16 protein-coding genes and 1 tRNA gene are annotated in these 16,475 nt (G+C 65.9%); 10 read left to right on the top strand and 7 right to left on the bottom strand.

Translation table 11 applies throughout. The annotated features are described in order from the left end of the window. Together ACTIEZ_RS05045 and dgcA are read right to left on the bottom strand one after the other, a co-directional pair. On the bottom strand, positions 1–2,805 hold the full coding sequence (locus tag ACTIEZ_RS05045; protein WP_439545558.1) for a [protein-PII] uridylyltransferase: 2,805 nt from the start codon (positions 2,803–2,805) through the stop codon (positions 1–3). 37 nt (positions 2,806–2,842) lie between these two features. Then, on the bottom strand, positions 2,843–3,832 hold the full coding sequence (dgcA, locus tag ACTIEZ_RS05040; protein WP_439545557.1) for an N-acetyl-D-Glu racemase DgcA: 990 nt from the start codon (positions 3,830–3,832) through the stop codon (positions 2,843–2,845). Positions 3,833–3,908: 76 nt separating this feature from the next. Between dgcA and ACTIEZ_RS05035 the strand changes: the two genes are divergently transcribed. Both ACTIEZ_RS05035 and ACTIEZ_RS05030 read left to right on the top strand, forming a co-directional pair. Further along, positions 3,909–4,220 carry a hypothetical protein gene (locus tag ACTIEZ_RS05035; protein WP_439545556.1) on the top strand — a complete coding sequence of 104 codons (312 nt, stop codon included), beginning with the start codon at positions 3,909–3,911 and terminating at the stop codon, positions 4,218–4,220. A 17-nt stretch (positions 4,221–4,237) separates the two neighbouring features. Beyond that, positions 4,238–5,545, top strand: coding sequence for a M28 family peptidase (locus ACTIEZ_RS05030; protein WP_439545555.1), 1,308 nt, complete (start codon positions 4,238–4,240; stop codon positions 5,543–5,545). A 39-nt stretch (positions 5,546–5,584) separates the two neighbouring features. Here the strand turns inward: ACTIEZ_RS05030 and ACTIEZ_RS05025 are convergent. After that, positions 5,585–5,658: transfer RNA gene (locus tag ACTIEZ_RS05025), tRNA-Cys, on the bottom strand. 159 nt (positions 5,659–5,817) lie between these two features. Here ACTIEZ_RS05025 and ACTIEZ_RS05020 point away from each other — a divergent pair. From ACTIEZ_RS05020 to ACTIEZ_RS04985, 8 genes are all read left to right on the top strand, one after another. Continuing rightward, complete coding sequence (locus tag ACTIEZ_RS05020) at positions 5,818–6,450, top strand: protein-L-isoaspartate O-methyltransferase family protein (RefSeq protein WP_439545554.1); 633 nt, start codon at positions 5,818–5,820, stop codon at positions 6,448–6,450. 52 nt (positions 6,451–6,502) lie between these two features. After that, positions 6,503–6,796, top strand: coding sequence for a PopZ family protein (locus ACTIEZ_RS05015; RefSeq protein WP_439545553.1), 294 nt, complete (start codon positions 6,503–6,505; stop codon positions 6,794–6,796). A gap of 42 nt (positions 6,797–6,838) precedes the next feature. Continuing rightward, positions 6,839–9,460, top strand: coding sequence for a valine--tRNA ligase (locus tag ACTIEZ_RS05010; RefSeq protein ID WP_439545552.1), 2,622 nt, complete (start codon positions 6,839–6,841; stop codon positions 9,458–9,460). A 152-nt stretch (positions 9,461–9,612) separates the two neighbouring features. Then, positions 9,613–11,055, top strand: coding sequence for a serine hydrolase domain-containing protein (locus tag ACTIEZ_RS05005; RefSeq protein ID WP_439545551.1), 1,443 nt, complete (start codon positions 9,613–9,615; stop codon positions 11,053–11,055). A 53-nt stretch (positions 11,056–11,108) separates the two neighbouring features. Beyond that, positions 11,109–11,837: a heme ABC transporter permease gene (locus ACTIEZ_RS05000; protein ID WP_439545550.1), complete on the top strand. Its 729-nt coding sequence runs from the start codon at positions 11,109–11,111 to the stop codon at positions 11,835–11,837. Further along, positions 11,837–11,989, top strand: coding sequence for a heme exporter protein CcmD (locus ACTIEZ_RS04995; protein ID WP_439545549.1), 153 nt, complete (start codon positions 11,837–11,839; stop codon positions 11,987–11,989). Before ACTIEZ_RS05000 ends, ACTIEZ_RS04995 begins: the two co-directional genes overlap by 1 nt. After that, on the top strand, positions 11,986–12,420 hold the full coding sequence (ccmE, locus tag ACTIEZ_RS04990; RefSeq protein ID WP_439545548.1) for a cytochrome c maturation protein CcmE: 435 nt from the start codon (positions 11,986–11,988) through the stop codon (positions 12,418–12,420). The genes ACTIEZ_RS04995 and ccmE overlap by 4 nt, the downstream gene beginning before the upstream one ends. Continuing rightward, a complete protein-coding gene (locus tag ACTIEZ_RS04985) occupies positions 12,420–12,923 on the top strand; it encodes a biotin transporter BioY (protein ID WP_439545547.1) in 504 nt (167 codons plus the stop codon). Before ccmE ends, ACTIEZ_RS04985 begins: the two co-directional genes overlap by 1 nt. On the opposite strand, the gene ACTIEZ_RS04980 is transcribed toward ACTIEZ_RS04985, so the two are convergent. From ACTIEZ_RS04980 to rarD, 4 genes are all read right to left on the bottom strand, one after another. Continuing rightward, the gene (locus ACTIEZ_RS04980) at positions 12,924–13,346 is read right to left on the bottom strand and encodes a DUF2948 family protein (protein WP_439545546.1); all 423 of its coding nucleotides are present in this window, start codon (positions 13,344–13,346) and stop codon (positions 12,924–12,926) included. Beyond that, a complete protein-coding gene (gene murA / locus ACTIEZ_RS04975; protein WP_439545545.1) occupies positions 13,339–14,622 on the bottom strand; it encodes a UDP-N-acetylglucosamine 1-carboxyvinyltransferase in 1,284 nt (427 codons plus the stop codon). The genes ACTIEZ_RS04980 and murA overlap by 8 nt, the downstream gene beginning before the upstream one ends. A 40-nt stretch (positions 14,623–14,662) precedes the next feature. Further along, a complete protein-coding gene (locus tag ACTIEZ_RS04970) occupies positions 14,663–15,478 on the bottom strand; it encodes an enoyl-CoA hydratase (RefSeq protein WP_439545544.1) in 816 nt (271 codons plus the stop codon). A 68-nt stretch (positions 15,479–15,546) separates the two neighbouring features. After that, complete coding sequence (rarD, locus tag ACTIEZ_RS04965; RefSeq protein WP_439545543.1) at positions 15,547–16,437, bottom strand: EamA family transporter RarD; 891 nt, start codon at positions 16,435–16,437, stop codon at positions 15,547–15,549. Positions 16,438–16,475 lie beyond the last annotated feature (38 nt).

Below are 16,475 nucleotides of genomic sequence, written 5' to 3'. Positions count from 1 at the left end.
CTACTCGGCGGCTTCCGCCAACGCCTCGACCCGCGGCGGCGCACCGCCGGCCAGCGCCAGCAGGCGTTTTTCCAGTTGTTTCAGCCGGGCCGGATTGTCGATCTTGGCACCGGTGAGGTCGGTGACATAGAATGTGTCGGTGGCCTTTTCGCCATAGGTGGCGACATGGGCGCTGTGGATGGTCAGGCGGTTCTGGAACAGGCCGTTGGTCAGGCTGAACAGCAGCGCCGGGCGATCGGCGGCGTTGACCTCGATCACCGTGTAACGGTTGCTGGCCTTGTTATCGATCAGCACGCGCGGCTCCACGCCGAACAATTCGGCCTTGCGGCGCGCCAGCGGGCGGGCGGCGAGCCGATCGGCGAGGCGGATGCGGCCGGTGAGCACATCTTCGATGCTGCGTTTCAGCCGGGCGAGTTGCGAGGCCTCCGCGAACGGCTGCCCGAGCGGGTCGAGCACGACGAAATTGTCGATCGCCATGCCATCACGCGTGGTGTGGATGCGCGCATCAAAGATATTGCCGCCGGCCAGGCTGATGGCGCCGGCAATGCGATAGAACAGGCCGGGGTGATCGGTGGCATAGACGGATACCAATGTGGTGCCGCGCGTTGGATCAGGCGTGCAGGCGATTGCCAAAGGTGCGGCGTCGTCGGCCGAGCCGGCATCAGCATCATCTTGTTCGCCGTCATCGGCTTGCGCAACCAGCGCGGCGTTGGCGATCAGCACATCGGGCGCTTCGGCGATCCAGTAACTGTCGGGCAGGCGGTGCACATAGGCGGCAAAGCGATCATCCGGCCAATCCAGCGCGGCGCGCAGTGCCTGCTGGCGACCGGCGATGCGTTCGGCGCGGCCGGATTGCTTGTGGCCCAGGCGCAGCACTTCCTCGGCGGCTTCGTACAGCTCGCGCAGCAATTGCGCTTTCCAGCCGTTCCACACACCGGGCCCGACCGCCCGGATATCGACGATGGTCAGCAGCAGCAGCAGCCGCAGCCGTTCCGGGCTGGCGACCGCGGCGGCGAAATCCAGGATCGTCTTGAAATCGCTGAGGTCACGCTTGAAGGCGGTGCGGCTCATCAACAGATGATATTCCACCAGCCAGGCCACGGTTTCGGTTTCGGCGGGTTTCAGGCCGAACCGCGGGCACAGCCGCCGTGCGATATCGGCGCCGAGCAGGCTGTGATCGCCGCCGCGCCCCTTGGCGATATCGTGCAGCAGCACCGCGACATGCAGCAGGCGGCGATCGTTCAGCTGGTGAATGATGGCGCTGGACAGGCTGTGTTCGGCCTTCAGATCGCCACGTTCGATCTTGGCCACCAGGCCGATGGCGCGGATCGTGTGCTCATCGACGGTATAGTGATGATACATGTCGTACTGCATCTGGGCCACGACCCGCCCGAAATCCGGCACGAAACGCCCGAACACGCCGGCTTCGTTCATCGACCTGAGGACGGCTTCGGGATCGCGCGGGCTGGTCAGCACGCCAAGGAACAGCGCGTTGGCGGTCTTGTCGCGGCGAACGCGATCGTCGATCAACACGGCATCGCGCGCCGCCGTGCGCATGGCGACCGGATGGATGGTCAGGCCTTCGCTGTCGGCCAGCGCGAACATCTCCAGCAGCCGCACCGGATCGGCGCGGAAGAAATCATCGCTCGGCAGGCCGATCTGGCCGCGACGGAGCGTGAAGCCCTTCAGCCGGGACGGACGGCGGGTGAGGCTGGGCAGCCAGGACAGGCGCGCGGTCGATTCATCAAGGTGGGCGAGGAACAGCCCGGTCAGGTCCCCCACGGTTTTGGCCATCAGGAAATAATGGCGCATGAAGCGTTCGACCGCGCTCATGCTTTCGCGCGACGCATAGCGCAGGCGGGCGGCAAGCTCGCGCTGCACATCGAAGGTCAGCCGTTCCTCGGCGCGGCCGGTGATCTGGTGCAGCATGAAGCGCACCGACCACAGGAAGCTTTCGGCGCGGCGGAACTGGCGGAATTCGGCCGCGGTCAGTAGCCCCTTGTCGACCAGCTCGATCACGCCATCGACTTCGTGCAGATAACGCCCGATCCAGAACAGCGCGTGCAGATCGCGCAGGCCGCCCTTGCCTTCCTTCAGATTGGGTTCGACGACATAGCGGCTGTCGCCCATGCGCTTGTGGCGGGTTTCGCGTTCGGCGAGTTTCTCGGCCACGAACGCCCGCGCGGTGCCGGCGACGACTTCGCGGCGAAACCGCGTGGTGGCTTCGGTAAACAGCGCCTGATCGCCCCAGACGAAGCGGGTTTCCAGAAACGCGGTGCGGATGGTCATGTCGGCCTTGGCCAGCCGCACGACATCATCGAGGCTGCGGGTGGCGTGGCCGACCTTCAGGCCCAGGTCCCACAGCAGATAGAGCAGGGTTTCGATGACCTGTTCACCCCATGGCGTCTGTTTCCACGGCGTGATGAACACGATATCGACATCGGAAAATGGCGCCATCTGGCCGCGGCCATAGCCACCGACCGCCGCTAGCGCGAGCCGTTCGGCCTGGGTCGGATTGGCCAGCGGATAAAGGCTGGACACCACCGTGTCGCAGGCCAGGCGCAGCAACTGATCGGTGAGGAAGCTTTGTGCGGCCGCCAGTTCAAGGCCGCGGCCGGGGTGCGCCTCCAGCCGCTCGGCGATTTCGGTGCGGCCGGCCAGCAAGGCGCCGCGCAGCGTATCGGCCAGCAGCGCCCGGCGCGCGGCAAAATCGCTGCAGCGCGCCAGCCCGTCGGCCAGGCTGTCGGCGAGTGCGCGGCGGTCGATCACCGCACGGCGGTTGGCAATGGCGTCGGGACGGATCATCTGCGTTCAGGATAGGCGTTCGCGCGGCAATTGACCATCAGCCCCAAAGTGCCGCATCGGGGGGGAACACGTCGCTGCCATCAAACCGCAAGCCGTGCGGGCGATCGTGGATCAACAACGGCCCATCAAGATCGGCATAGCTGCCCTGCATCGCGACATGAAAGGCCGGCGCAATGGCCAATGATGTGCTCAGCATGCACCCTGTCATCACCCCCAGCCCACGCGTGGCGGCGGCGTGGCGCAGCGCCAGCGCCTCGGTGAGGCCACCGGCCTTGTCGAGCTTGATGTTGATGAAGCGATAGCGGCCGACGATTGCATCCAGGCTGTCGCGGGTGTGGCAGCTTTCGTCGGCGGCCAGCGGCACGGCAGCGCGGACATGATCGAGTTCGGCATCGCGGCCGGCGGGGACCGGTTGTTCAACCAGCTCGACATCCAGCCGGGCCAGCGCAGCGCAGGTGCGTTCGATATCGGTGCCGCCCCAGGCTTCATTGGCATCGACGATCAGCCGGGCATCGGGTGCAGCACGGCGCACGGCGGTGATCCGCTCGATATCGCCGGCGGGGCCGTCGCCGCCGCCAAGCTTGACCTTCAGCAGCTCGCGGCCGCGTGCGACGGTGGCGGCGGCGGCCATGGTGGCCGGGTCCGCCAGGCTGATGGTGTAGGCGGTGAGCATCGGCTGCGGTTTGGGCAGGCCAAGCATCTGCCAGACACGTGTGCCGGCCTGTTTGGCCTCCAGATCCCACAACGCGCAATCGAGGGCATTGCGGGCAGCGCCGGCAGGCAGCAGATCAAGCAGATCGGGGCGGCGCAGATCGTTGATGCGGTTGCCGATGGCGTTGAGGGCGGCCAATGCCGCCTCGGCGCTGTCACCCAGGTAATAGATGGCAGTGCCTTCGCCGCAGCCGACGATATCCCCATCGCGCACTGTGGCCACCACCACATCGACATGGGTCTTGGCGCCGCGCGCGATGGTGAAGCTGCCGCGGACGGGAAAGGTTTCGATTGCGGCGTGAAGGGTGCGAGCCATGCCACTGCCCTGCCGGAAGCGATGCAAACGGGCAACAGGCTTTGCGCGGTCAGCCGAATCCGGGCATGTTGAGCGGATGGACGAGGAAGACTCCGCAGACGACGTCGAGCTGGATGCGATCGCCACCGTGTCGCGCATCACCGCGCTGGAAATGCTGGTCCGCCAGATCATGATCGTGCAGTTGCGCATCCTCGACAAGATGGGCGAGATCAGCCTGACCGGCGATTATGTGCAGACCATCGCCAAGGCCTATACCGAGAAGGTCGATGAAAGCCCGATCATCGAAAGCACCTCGCCGGATGTGAATTACGAGTTCAAGATGATGGTGCTGCACAATCTGGAGCGGTTTTTCGACGATCTGGAACGGCACATCCGCGAACATCCCTGAACGAAGAGACAAAAGACATGCACAAGATTCTGACGCTGGCGTTGGCAGCCACCCTGTTGCCGGCCACGGCAATGGCGCAGACGGCGCCCGACCCTGCCCGCCTGAAGGCCGATGTCGCCACGATGGTCGGCTTTGGCACCCGCCACACGCTGTCTGATCCCGATCACCCGACGCGCGGCATCGGCGCTGCCCGGCGCTGGTACGCCAGCGAGATGGAGAAGATCGGGGCAGGCTGCGGCGGCTGCATCAGCGTGCAGACCATCGAACGCGTGTTCACCAACGATCGCGCACCGGCTGGCGCCAGGGTGATCAACGTGCTCGGCGTGCAGCAGGGCCGCGACCCGAACCGCGTGGTGATCGTGCAGGGCCATATCGACAGCCGCGTTTCGGATCCGATGAACGCCACCAGTGATGCGCCGGGCGCCAACGACGATGCGTCGGGCGTGGCGCTGGTGATCGAGGCGGCGCGCCTGCTGTCGAAGCAGAAATTCGATGCCACCATCATCTATGCGGCGCTGTCCGGCGAAGAACAGGGCTTGCTCGGCGGCACCTTGCTGGCCGAAACTGCCCGGGATCGCGGTTGGGTGGTGAGCGCGGTGCTCAACAACGATATCGTCGGCAACACGGTGGGCCAGAATGGCAGCCGCGTCGCCGACCGGGTGCGGGTGTTTTCCGAAGGCATCCGCATTTCCGAATCGCAGGCGGAACAGGCGCTGCGCCGCGGCAATGGTGGTGAGGATGACGGCCCCAGCCGCGCGCTGGCCAAGGCGATCGACCAGGTCGCGGGCAGCATCAAGGGCGGCCTGGATGTGTTTGTCGATCGCCGGCCGGATCGGTTCGGCCGCGGCGGTGATCATGAACCCTTCCTGCGGCTGGGCTTCCCGGCGGTGCGTTTTTCAGTAGGGATCGAGAATTACAACCAGCAGCACCAGGATCTGCGCACCGAAAACGGCATCGAATATGGCGACACCATCGACAAGATGGACTTCCCCTATCTGGCCAAGGTGACCGCGATCAATGTGGCGGCGATCCAGCGGCTGGCATCGGCCCCGGCTGCGCCCGGCAATGTCGCGCTGAACGGTGCGGTGGGCAGCGATACCAAGGTAGTGTGGGATGCCGTGCCCGGTGCCGCCGGCTATCGCGTGCACTGGCGCCGCAACGATGCCCAGGATTGGACGCAGAGCCGCGACGTGCCAGCCGGCGCGACCGAAACCGTGTTGAAGGACATCATTGTGGACGACACGTTCTTTGGCGTGTCGGCCCTGTCGGCCAGCGGCGCGCAAAGCATCGTCACCTTCGGCGGGCGGGCGCTGCGCCGGCCCTGATCGCCGGGGAGCGGCGACGGCGTTGGTGACGTCAACATCTGGAGGCCCGACCGAGAATCGAACTCGGGTGCACGGATTTGCAGTCCGCTGCGTCACCACTCCGCCATCGGGCCTCGGACGTGGCCGGTTGCCCTAGCAAGGTGGGGGGCGGACGGCAATGGTCTATCGGAGGGGGGGTATTGCGCCCCCACCCGCCGAGCGAATGTCGCATCGCAACATCTGGGCCAACATCATCATTGCGCGGCACGCCGCCGCAGGGCAAAGACGCGGCCATGACAACGACCGGCTCTGCACTCCAACGCCAGACCATGGTGGACACCCAGTTGAAGACCGTTGCGGTCACCGATGCCGCCGTGCTGGCCGCCTTTGCCGATATCCCGCGGGAGGGTTTCCTGCCGCCTTCCCTTGCCGGGCTGGCCTATGCCGATGCTGCCCATGAAGTGGCGCCGGGCCGCCATCTGCTGGCACCGCTGGCGCTGGCGCTATTGTTGCAGCATGCCGGCGTGCAGCCGGGCCAGCGCGTGCTGGTGGTGGGCAGCGCCACCGGCTATTCCGCAGCGATCCTGACCCATATCGGCGCAGCAGTGACCGCGCTGGAATGTGATGCCGCGCTGGCCGAAACCGCTGGCGTGCCCAGCGTTGTTGGCCCGCTGGCCAGCGGTTGGGCGGCGGCGGCGCCTTATGATCTGATCCTGTTCGAAGGCAGCATCGAGATCGTGCCGCCGGCGCTGGCCGCGCAATTGGCGCCGGGCGGCCGCATCGCCGCCGTGCTGCGCCAGGGCGGGGTCGGTCGCGGCTTTGTCGGCCCGTTGACGCCAGCGGGCGCGCCGGCCGGGCTACCCTTCATCGAAATGGCCGCCCCGCCGCTGCCGGGCTTTGCCCAGGCCCGCGAGTTCGCCTTCTGATCGGCTGCCCGCCTCTGGCCGTTTGCCGGACATTGGCTTACGATTCGCAGCCATGAGCGAGCAACCGGCCTCCATCGACGCGATTCTGGCTTCGATCCGCGCGCGCGTCACCGGGCCGGACGCAATACCGGAACCGACTCCCGCACCACCGCCCGAGGACGAACCGGCCGAAATCGTGCCGCTGGCCAATGTGACGCTGCCGCCGGAAACCGCCACCATCACGCTGGACGCGCTGATCCGCGACATGCTGGCCCCGCACATCAAGGCGTGGCTGGACGCCAAGATGCCGGAAATCGTCGAGAAACTGGCGCGTGAGGAAATCCGCCGGCTGACCGGCAAATTATAGGCCGGGCTTTCCCACGGCCGCACCAGCGGCTATCGCCTGCCCATGATCGACCGCATCTTCGACCCCGCCAGTTTCGAACAGCGCTGGTATGCGCATTGGGAACATAATGCCCGCTTCCGCCCGGAACGGCCGGATGCAAAGCCCTTCACCATCGTGATCCCGCCGCCGAACGTCACTGGCAGTCTGCACATCGGCCACGCGCTCGACAACACGCTGCAGGATATTCTCATCCGCTGGCACCGGCTGAATGGCCGCGATGCGCGCTGGATTGTCGGCACCGATCATGCCGGCATCGCCACCCAGATGGTGGTGGAACGCCGCCTGGCCGAAGCACAACAGCCCAGCCGCACCGCCATGGGCCGCGCCGCGTTCGAAGCAAAAGTGTGGGAATGGAAGGCCGAATCCGGCGGCACCATCACCGGCCAGTTGCGCCGACTGGGGGCGAGTTGCGATTGGGCCAATGAACGCTTCACGATGGACGACGGCTTCAACACGGCCGTGATCAAGGTGTTCGTGGAGCTGTATAATCAGGGCCTGCTCTATCGCGACAAAAGGCTGGTGAACTGGGACCCGAAGTTGAAAACCGCGATTTCCGATCTGGAGGTCGAGTATCGCGAAGTGAACGGGCATCTCTGGCATATCCGCTATCCGCTGGAGGACGGCAGCGGCTTCATCTCCGTCGCCACGACGCGGCCTGAAACGATTTTGGGCGATGGCGCCGTGGCCGTGCACCCCGATGATGAACGCTATCGCCATCTGGTCGGCACGCGCTGCCGGTTGCCGCTGGTTGATCGCCTGATCCCGATCATCGCCGATCCGATGGTGGAATCCGATTTCGGTTCCGGCGCCGTGAAGATCACCGCCGCGCATGATTTCAACGATTTCGCCGTGTATCAGCGCCACGCCGACGCCGGGATTCCGCTGATCAACCTGATGAACCCCGATGCCACCATGGCCGACACCTGCCCGCCCGATTATCGCGGCCTGACCCGCGAAGCCGCGCGCGAGAAGGTGGTGGCGGATTTCGATGCACTCGGCCTGCTCGACAAGGTGGAGCCGCACCGCCATCAGGTGCCCTATGGTGATCGCAGCGGCGTGGTGATCGAGCCTTACTTGACCGACCAATGGTATGTGAACGCTGCCGAACTGGCCAAGGATGCGCTGGCTGCGGTGCAGGATGGCCGCACGCAGTTCGTGCCGAAGACCTGGGAAAAAACCTATTTCAACTGGATGGAGAATATCCAGCCGTGGTGCGTGAGCCGCCAATTGTGGTGGGGGCACCGGATTCCGGCGTGGTATGCCCCCGATGGCCGGGTGTTCGTGGCGGAGAGCGAGGCCGAAGCGCAGGCCCTTGCTGGCAATGTGGTGCTGACCCGTGACGAGGACGTGCTCGACACCTGGTTCTCATCCGCGCTGTGGCCGTTCGGCACGCTCGGCTGGCCAGAGAAGACGAACGATCTCGCCCGCCATTATCCCGGTGATGTGCTCGTCACCGGCTTTGACATCATCTTCTTCTGGGTGGCCCGCATGATGATGCAGGGGCTGCATTTCCAAGGCGAAGTGCCGTTCCGCACCGTTTATTGCCACGGCCTGGTGCGCGACGCCAAGGGCCAGAAGATGAGCAAATCCAAGGGCAACACCGTCGATCCGCTCGGCCTGATCGACAAATATGGCGCCGATGCGCTGCGCTTCACCCTCACCGCGATGGAAACCCAGGGGCGCGACATCAAGCTGAACGAGAGCCGCATCGAGGGGTACAGGAACTTCGCCACCAAGCTGTGGAATGCGGCGCGCTTTGCCCAGATGAACGGCATCGCCGGCCATCCCGATATCCTGCCGCCAGCCGCGACCCAGCCGGTCAATCGCTGGATCATCGGCGAGGTGAAAGCCACCGCCCGCGCGCTGGAACAGGCCATCGCCGATTTCCGCTTCGATGCCTATGCCGATGCCATCTACCGGCTGGTGTGGAGCCGGTTTTGCGACTGGTATCTGGAACTGATCAAGCCGTTGTTGGCGGAAGGGGCTGATGAAGCCGTGGCGGCCGAAACCCGCGCGGTGGCCGGCTGGGCGCTCGATCAGATATTGGTGATGCTGCACCCGGTGATGCCGTTCCTCACCGAGGAATTGTGGCACCAGTTGGGGACGCGCGATGATCTGATCCTGGCGCAGTGGGTGCCCACCGATGCGCTGCCCGAAGACGCGGCGGCCAGCAGCGACATCGATTGGCTGATCGGGTTGATCAGTGAAATCCGTTCGGCGCGCACCGAAGTGAATGTGCCGCCATCGGCCAAGCTGCCGTTTGCGGTGGAGGGCGCTTCGCCGGAAACCGCGACAAGGCTGGCGAACAATGCCGCCGCGCTGGAGCGCATGGCGCGGGTGAGCGCCGGCGATGTGGCGACCGGTGGCCGCCTGCAACTGGTGCATGGCGAAGCGACGTTCCTGATCCCCATCGGCGATGTGATCGATCTGGCCGCTGAAAAGGCCCGGCTGGAAAAGGCGCTGGCTGCCGCGGCCAAGGAACGCGATGCGCTGGCCGGGCGGCTCGGCAATCCCGGCTTCACCGAAAAGGCCAAGCCCGAAGCGGTGGAGAAGGCGCGCGAGGATCATGCGGCACGCAGCGCCGAGGCGGAGCGGCTGGCGGCGGCATTGGCGCGGTTGGGGTAGGAAATCCCACCCCCAACTCCTCTTGGCTGCGGGAGGGGAGCGGGTTGAGCCTGAACCAAACGGTTCTCCTCCCGCAGCCAAGAGGGGCTGGGGGTGGGGCTTGGCGGCCAGCACCAACCTGCTAGCCTGTCCCCACAACCGGGGGACCATCCATGAAATATATCGCTATCGCTCTTCTGCTCGCCAGCGCGCCTGCCCTTGCCCAGACCGCACCGCCGGCCGCCGAAATCGCCGCCAATGCCGATGTGCAGGCCGCCACGCGGCTGTTCAGTGCCTGGCTGGAAGGGCAGATGGCCTATCGCGGGCTGCCCGGCGTCGCGGTGGGCGTGGTGCAGGATCAGCAATTGATCTGGAGCCACGGCTTCGGCTTTGCCGATGTGGCCGCGAAGAAACCGATGACCGCCGACACGCGGTTTAGGATCGCGTCCAACAGCAAATTGTTCGCCGCCATCGCCATTCTGCAACTACGCGAGGCCGGCAAATTGCGGCTCGATGATCCGGTGGCCAAACATCTGCCGTGGTTCACGATGCAGCCGGCCGGGCCGGACGATGGCCCGATCACCATCGAGCAATTATTGTCGCACAGCAGCGGGTTGCAGCGTGAGGCCGGCGATCATTGGGCCAGCTTCGATTTCCCGACCGAAGCCGAACTGCAGAAACTGATGGCCGGGCGCCAGGCTGCTTTCCCACCGCAGACGCGCTGGAAATACAGCAACCTCGCCTTTGCCATCGCCGGCCTGGTGGTGGAAAAGATCAGCGGGCAAAAATGGGCCGATTATGTGCAGGCCAATATCCTGACCCCGCTCGACATGACCGCGACCAGCATCGACAAGCCCGATCCCGGCCTGGCCACGCCCTATGCGTCGCGCACGCCGGCCGGCACGCGGCGGGTGCTGCCGTTCGTGGACGCCAGGGGGATGGCGGCGGCAACCGGCATGACCAGCAATGTGGCCGATCTGGCCAAGTTCATCTCCGCCCAGTTCCGGCGCGCGCCAACGGCCGGCGGCAACAATGTGCTGTCGGCCGGGTCGTGGCGCGAGGCGCTGCGGGTGCGATCGGTGGACGAGAATTGGGAAAGCGGCTCCGGGTTGGGCTTTGATCATAACCGCTTCAAGGGCCGCACCTATGTGGGCCATGGCGGCGGCTATCCGGGCAATACCACGATGACGCGGGCGCAGATCGACGACAAGGTGGGCGTGATCGTGCTGACCAACACCAACGACAGCAATCCCGGCGATATCGCCAACCAGTTGCTGGCCACGGTGGGCGAAGCGGTGGCCAAGGCCGCCAAGCCCAAGACCACCCCGCAATGGGACCCGGCCTGGGCGCGCTTTGCCGGCCTGTATCGCAGCCCCTATGACAATGGCACGACGCAGGTGGTATTGTTGAACGGGCAATTGGCGTTGCTGCCAGCCATGACCACGGCGGCCGAAGCCAAGACGGTGCTGGAGCCGCTGGGCGACGGCCGTTTCAGGCTGGTGGCGCCAACCGGCGGCGGTGCGGTGGGCGAAGTGGTGCGGTTCGAGGAACAGGACGGCAAGGTGACCCGCATGTTCGTGGGCGATGGCTGGAGCCTGCGCACGACAAGCTGGTGAGGCGCGCCACTGCGCCCCCTTCCCTGCCCGCAACCTTCTGCTAGAACGCCGACGTGCACCGTTATGCGAACCCCGCGCGATTCCTGAAGATCGCCCGTGTTGCAACGCCCATCGTGGCGCTGCTCGGCCTGGCGCTGACCGCGGCCGGCCTGTGGATCGGCCTGTTCGCCAGCCCGCCGGATTATCAGCAGGGCGAAAGCGTGCGCATCATGTATGTGCATGTGCCCGCCGCCTGGCTGGGCGCTGGCGGCTATCTGGGGCTGGCCATTGCATCGGCGACGGCGCTGATCTGGCGCCACCCGCTGGCGACGATTGCCGCTCGCGCCATTGCCCCGGCCGGCGCGGCGTTCACCGCCATCTGCCTGGTATCGGGCGCGCTGTGGGGCAAACCGACGTGGGGCACTTACTGGGTGTGGGACGCCCGGCTCACCTCGATGCTGGTGCTGCTGTTCCTCTATCTGGGCTATCTGGCGCTGAGTGCCAGCGAGGCCGAAAAGGGCGGTGAGAGCCGGGCTGCCGCCATATTGGCGCTGGTGGGGGTGATCAACCTGCCGATCATCAAATATTCGGTGGAATGGTGGAACACGCTGCACCAGGGCAGCTCGATTTCGGTGGTGAATGCCAAATCCTCGATCGCGCCGGAACTGCTGACGCCGCTGCTGCTGTCGGTGGGCGGGTTCACCTTCCTGTTTGCCGCCATCGTGCTGATGCGGATGCGGGCGATGCTGGCGCAGCAGCGCATCGATGCGCGCAGCCGGCGGCTGGCTGAGGCGATTGCGTGATGGACGGCGTGGTTGCACGGCCCGATTTGTGGGCGAATTTCATCTGGCCGGCCTATGCTTTGACATTGGTTGGGCTGATCGGGCTGCTGGTGTGGGCGTTCCTGTCCATGCGCGGCGCCGAGAAAAAGGCCGAGGAGTCGAGGCGCAAATGAAAGCCAAACATCAACGCCTGTGGCTGGTGGTCGGTGCGCTGGGTGCGCTGGGCGGCGCTGGCGTGCTGGCGTTTTCGACGCTCGGCGAAAAGGCCACCTATTTCTATGCCCCCGCCGATCTGGCCAGCGGGCCGGCACCGACCGCGGCGATCCGGCTGGGCGGGATGGTGCAGGAAGGCAGTCTGGTGCGTGATGGCGCCACCGTGCGCTTCACCGTCACCGACATGAAGCAGACGGTGCCCGTCACCTACACCGGCATCCTGCCCGATCTGTTCCGTGAAGGGCAAGGCGTGATCGCCGAAGGCAAGATCGATCCCAAGACGGGCCTGTTCACTGCCGACAATATCCTGGCCAAGCATGACGAGAATTACATGCCGCCCGAAGTGGCCGGCGCGATGAAGAAAACCGGCAGCGTTACCGCCGGCGACTGATGAAGCGCCCGATTTCGGCCCTCCCCGGTGCCATCGGCACCTGCGCAGCCTTGTGCGCGTCGGCGCCGCTGGCGTTGCCGTTGGGCGCGGTGCCGATCACCCTGCAATCGCTGATCGTCGTGCTGGCCGGCGCGCTGGCCGGCGGTGCGGGCGTGGCCGGGGTGATTGCCTGGCTGGGGCTGGCGGCGCTGGGCCTGCCGGTGCTGGCCGGCATGAAGGGCGGCATCGGCGCGATGAGTGGCTTCAGCGCGGGGTTTCTGATCGCGCTGCCGCTTGCCAGCCGGCTGGCGATGCGGTGGCAACCGGGCTGGCATTGGCGGCCGACGTTGCTGCTGATGCTGGCCGGCCATGGCCTGTTGCTGGTGCTGGGCGGCGCCGTGATTGGCTTGCGCGGCGGTGATCTGGCGGCGCTGGCAGTGCTGCTGCCGGGGGCGCTGGTGAAGTCGTTGGTGGCGATGCTGCTATTGTGGTTGGTGGGGCGGCGTTTCGCCAAGCCTGCCTGATCAATCGTGCTGCGGCACGCGCGTGGTCGCCCACGGCGCGCCCATATCCTCCAGCACCAGGTCCAGCACTTCGATGCGGGCGCGCAGGGCGATGCCGGCGGCGCAGGTGATCACCAGCCAATCGCCATCTTGGGTGAGGGACAGGATCACCGTCACCGCCTCCGCATCGCTGGACCAGCCGGCGCGCTGCACGGCCTGCACCGTTTCCACGCGCAAGGCACAGCGAATGCGGCTCGGCGCGCCTGTCTCGCGGCGATAGCGGTTGACCAGGCACACCAGCCGCCGCGCCTTGCGGTCATAGCCGACGTCGGCCAGCCTGAGCGTTGCGTCTTGCAACAAAGCCGAGAATGTTTCGATGTCGCCGGGGTCGTGGCCCAGCAGGGCGAGACGGCCTGCCCCGGGCAGCGACCCGGGGTCAGCCATCACCGATGCGCTCGATATCGGCGCCCACAGCCTGCAATTTCTCTTCCAGCCGCTCGTAACCGCGATCGAGGTGATAGACACGCGCCACCGTCGTTTCGCCTTCCGCGGCCAGGCCAGCGAGCACCAGGCTCATGGAGGCGCGCAGATCGGTGGCCATCACCGGCGCGCCAGTGAGACGCGGCACGCCGCGCACCACCGCACTGCGGCCGCGCACGGTGATATCCGCCCCCATGCGCGCCAGTTCCGGCACGTGCATGAAGCGGTTTTCGAAGATGGTTTCGGTCAGCAACGACGCACCATCGGCCACGGCGAGCATCGCCATGAACTGCGCCTGCATGTCGGTGGCGAAACCCGGATAGGGCGCGGTGGAAATATTGATGCCGCGCATCGGGCCATCGCGGCGCACGATGATGCCGTCGGGCGTTTCCTCGGTGTCGATGCCGGCTTCGTGCAGCATGTCCAGCGTCACGCCCAGATCGTGCCGCGATGCGCCGACCAGCTCGATCTCGCCGCCGGTGATGGCCGCGGCGCAGGCATAGCTGCCGGCCTCGATACGGTCCGGCATCACCGCATAGGTGGCGCCATGCAATTCCTTCACGCCGGTGATCGTCAATTTTTCAGTGCCTATGCCGGCGATCTTCGCCCCCATCGCCACCAGGCAGTTGCACAGATCGACAATTTCCGGTTCGCGCGCGACATTTTCCAGGATCGACGGCCCCTTGGCCAGCACAGCCGCCATCACGGCATTTTCGGTGGCCCCCACCGATACCACCGGGAACACATAACGCCCGCCGGGCAGCCCGCCCTTGGGTGCGGTCGCCTTCACATAGCCGGCGGCGAGTTCGATTTCGGCACCAAGATGTTCCAGCGCCTTCAGATGCAGATCGATCGGGCGGTTGCCGATGGCACAGCCACCGGGCAGCGACACGGTGGCTTCGCCGGCGCGGGCGAGCAGCGGCCCCAGCACCAGGATGGAGGCGCGCATCTTGCGGACGATATCATAGGGCGCGACCGTGGAGGTGATGCGGTTGGCGCGCACCGTCATCACCCGGCCGAATTCGTCCGGGCTGGTGCCTTCGATGGTGGTGGACAGGCCGTGGTTGTTGAGCAGATGGCCAAAACTGTCGATATCGGCGAGACGCGGCAAGTTGCGCAGGGTGAGCGGCTCATCGGTGAGCAGCGCGCACGGCATCAACGTGAGCGCGGCATTCTTGGCGCCGGAAATCTGGATGCGGCCTTGCAGGCGGCGGCCACCGCGAATGACAATCTGGTCCATCCGATGTTGTTAGCCGTTAGGCCGCGCGAGCGGAAGGGCGCTATTGCCCGGTAAACGCAGCGGGGCGTTTCTCCAGATAATGCGCCACGCCTTCCTTGAAATCTTCGCTGGCAAAGCTGCCGGCCATGTCGGCATTGGCGGCTTCGATGGCATCACCCAGGTCCTGGAACTGCGCATTCCACAGTTCGCGCTTCATTTCGCGCAAGGATCGCGGCGAGACTTCGGTGGCGAGCATGCGGGCATAGGCGGTGACGTCGGCCATGAAATCGCCGTGCGGAATGACTCGGCTGACGAGGCCAAGCGCCCTGGCTTCGGCTGCTTCGACGCGGCGCGCCGAAAACAGCAGATCGGCAGCATTAGCCATGCCGATCAGGCGCGGCAGCAGCCAGGAAATGCCATGTTCCGCAATCAGGCCGCGGCGCGAGAAGGCGGTGGAGAACACCGCCGCATCCGACGCGAAGCGGATATCGGTATACAGCGCCAGCACCATGCCCAGCCCCGCACAAGGCCCGTTGATGGCACCGATGATCGGCTTGGGCACGGCGGGGAACCAGCTATATTGCTTGCGGAAATCTTCGCGCGCCGCTGCATCCCATGGCGCGGGCGGGCCGGGGCGCGTGGCACGATCGCCATCCTGGATACCCTGCAGCACATTCATGTCCGCTCCGGCGCAGAAACCGCGGCCGGCGCCGGTAAGGATGATGACCCGCACGGCTGCATCGTCCGTGGCTTCGCGCATCGCTGCACGCACATCGGCATCGAGGCTGGCGCACCAGGCGTTCAGCCGATCCGGCCGGTTGAGCGTGACCGTGGCGACACCGGCATCGACGCTGTAAATCACATCCGTATAGGCCATGGCTTCGCTTCCTTCAGACAGACGGCCATGATGCGCCACCGGGGCGCGCGGCGACACCCTGATTGTGGTTAGGCCGCTGCTGCCGGTGTGGTCCGGCGCAGCGACACCGTATAGACGGCCAGGCCGGCCCAGATGCAGCAGAAGGCCGCCAGCCGCGCCGGATCCAGCACTTCGCCAAAGATCAGCACCGCTTCGATCAGCACCATCGTGGGCGCCACATATTGCATCAGCCCCAGCGTGGACAGCGGCAGCCGCCGTGCCGCAATCCCGAACAGCATCAGCGGCACGGCGGTGGCGAGGCCGCCGAACGCCAGCGTGGCGATGGTGACCGGCGGCCAGCCGGTAAAGCCCTGCGGCGTGCTGGCAATCCACCACAAGGCCACTGGCGCCAGCATCAGCGTTTCGATGAACAGCCCGGTGGCGGCATCGACGGCGGCCTGCTTGCGGATCAGGCCATAGCAACCGAACGACAGCGCCAGCCCCAGGCTGACCAGCGGCAGCGCGCCACGCTCGATGGCCAGCACCGCCACACCCAGCGCCGCCAGCCCGACCGCCAGCCACTGCAGCCGCAACAGGCGTTCGCCCAGCAGCACAACCCCGAACAGCACCGACACCAGCGGATTGATGAAATAACCCAGCGAAGTATCGATGACATGGCCATCCAGCACCGCCCAGGTATAGATGAACCAGTTGGCCGTGATGCACAGCGCCGAGGCGAACAGCATCAGCAGCAGGCGCGGCTGGCGCAGGGCGGCGGCCAATTTGTCCCAGCCCTTCAGCCAGGCGATCAGCAGCACCACCACCAGCACCGACCAAATGATACGATGCGCCAGCACATCGGGCGCCGACACCCCCTGCAGCAACCGCAGATAGAACGGCAGCACGCCCCAGATCAGATAGGCGCCCATGCCGGCGAAAAAGCCGATGCGGGCTTCGGAAGGGGCGGGACGGGTGCTCACGAACGCCGGTTAGCGGGCGGCAGGTGGATTGGCCAATG

Source organism: Sandarakinorhabdus sp., from assembly GCF_051860625.1.
In the GTDB taxonomy this organism is placed as follows: Bacteria; Pseudomonadota; Alphaproteobacteria; order Sphingomonadales; family Sphingomonadaceae; genus Sandarakinorhabdus.
The sequence above is the reverse complement of the archived record's forward strand: the minus strand, read 5'-3'. Positions and strand labels throughout refer to the sequence as shown.

What these genes read in the sequence shown, in the direction of transcription:
- murA (WP_439545545.1), bottom strand. Translation starts at nt 14,622, where the DNA reads ATGGACCAGATTGTCATTCGCGGTGGCCGCCGCCTGCAAGGCCGCATC.
- ACTIEZ_RS05015 (WP_439545553.1), top strand. Translation starts at nt 6,503, where the DNA reads ATGAGCGAGCAACCGGCCTCCATCGACGCGATTCTGGCTTCGATCCGC.
- ACTIEZ_RS04980 (WP_439545546.1), bottom strand. Translation starts at nt 13,346, where the DNA reads ATGGCTGACCCCGGGTCGCTGCCCGGGGCAGGCCGTCTCGCCCTGCTG.
- dgcA (WP_439545557.1), bottom strand. Translation starts at nt 3,832, where the DNA reads ATGGCTCGCACCCTTCACGCCGCAATCGAAACCTTTCCCGTCCGCGGC.
- ACTIEZ_RS04995 (WP_439545549.1), top strand. Translation starts at nt 11,837, where the DNA reads ATGGACGGCGTGGTTGCACGGCCCGATTTGTGGGCGAATTTCATCTGG.
- ACTIEZ_RS04985 (WP_439545547.1), top strand. Translation starts at nt 12,420, where the DNA reads ATGAAGCGCCCGATTTCGGCCCTCCCCGGTGCCATCGGCACCTGCGCA.
- ACTIEZ_RS05035 (WP_439545556.1), top strand. Translation starts at nt 3,909, where the DNA reads ATGGACGAGGAAGACTCCGCAGACGACGTCGAGCTGGATGCGATCGCC.
- ACTIEZ_RS05020 (WP_439545554.1), top strand. Translation starts at nt 5,818, where the DNA reads ATGACAACGACCGGCTCTGCACTCCAACGCCAGACCATGGTGGACACC.
- ACTIEZ_RS05005 (WP_439545551.1), top strand. Translation starts at nt 9,613, where the DNA reads ATGAAATATATCGCTATCGCTCTTCTGCTCGCCAGCGCGCCTGCCCTT.
- ACTIEZ_RS05030 (WP_439545555.1), top strand. Translation starts at nt 4,238, where the DNA reads ATGCACAAGATTCTGACGCTGGCGTTGGCAGCCACCCTGTTGCCGGCC.
- ACTIEZ_RS04970 (WP_439545544.1), bottom strand. Translation starts at nt 15,478, where the DNA reads ATGGCCTATACGGATGTGATTTACAGCGTCGATGCCGGTGTCGCCACG.
- ACTIEZ_RS05010 (WP_439545552.1), top strand. Translation starts at nt 6,839, where the DNA reads ATGATCGACCGCATCTTCGACCCCGCCAGTTTCGAACAGCGCTGGTAT.
- ACTIEZ_RS05045 (WP_439545558.1), bottom strand. Translation starts at nt 2,805, where the DNA reads ATGATCCGTCCCGACGCCATTGCCAACCGCCGTGCGGTGATCGACCGC.
- ccmE (WP_439545548.1), top strand. Translation starts at nt 11,986, where the DNA reads ATGAAAGCCAAACATCAACGCCTGTGGCTGGTGGTCGGTGCGCTGGGT.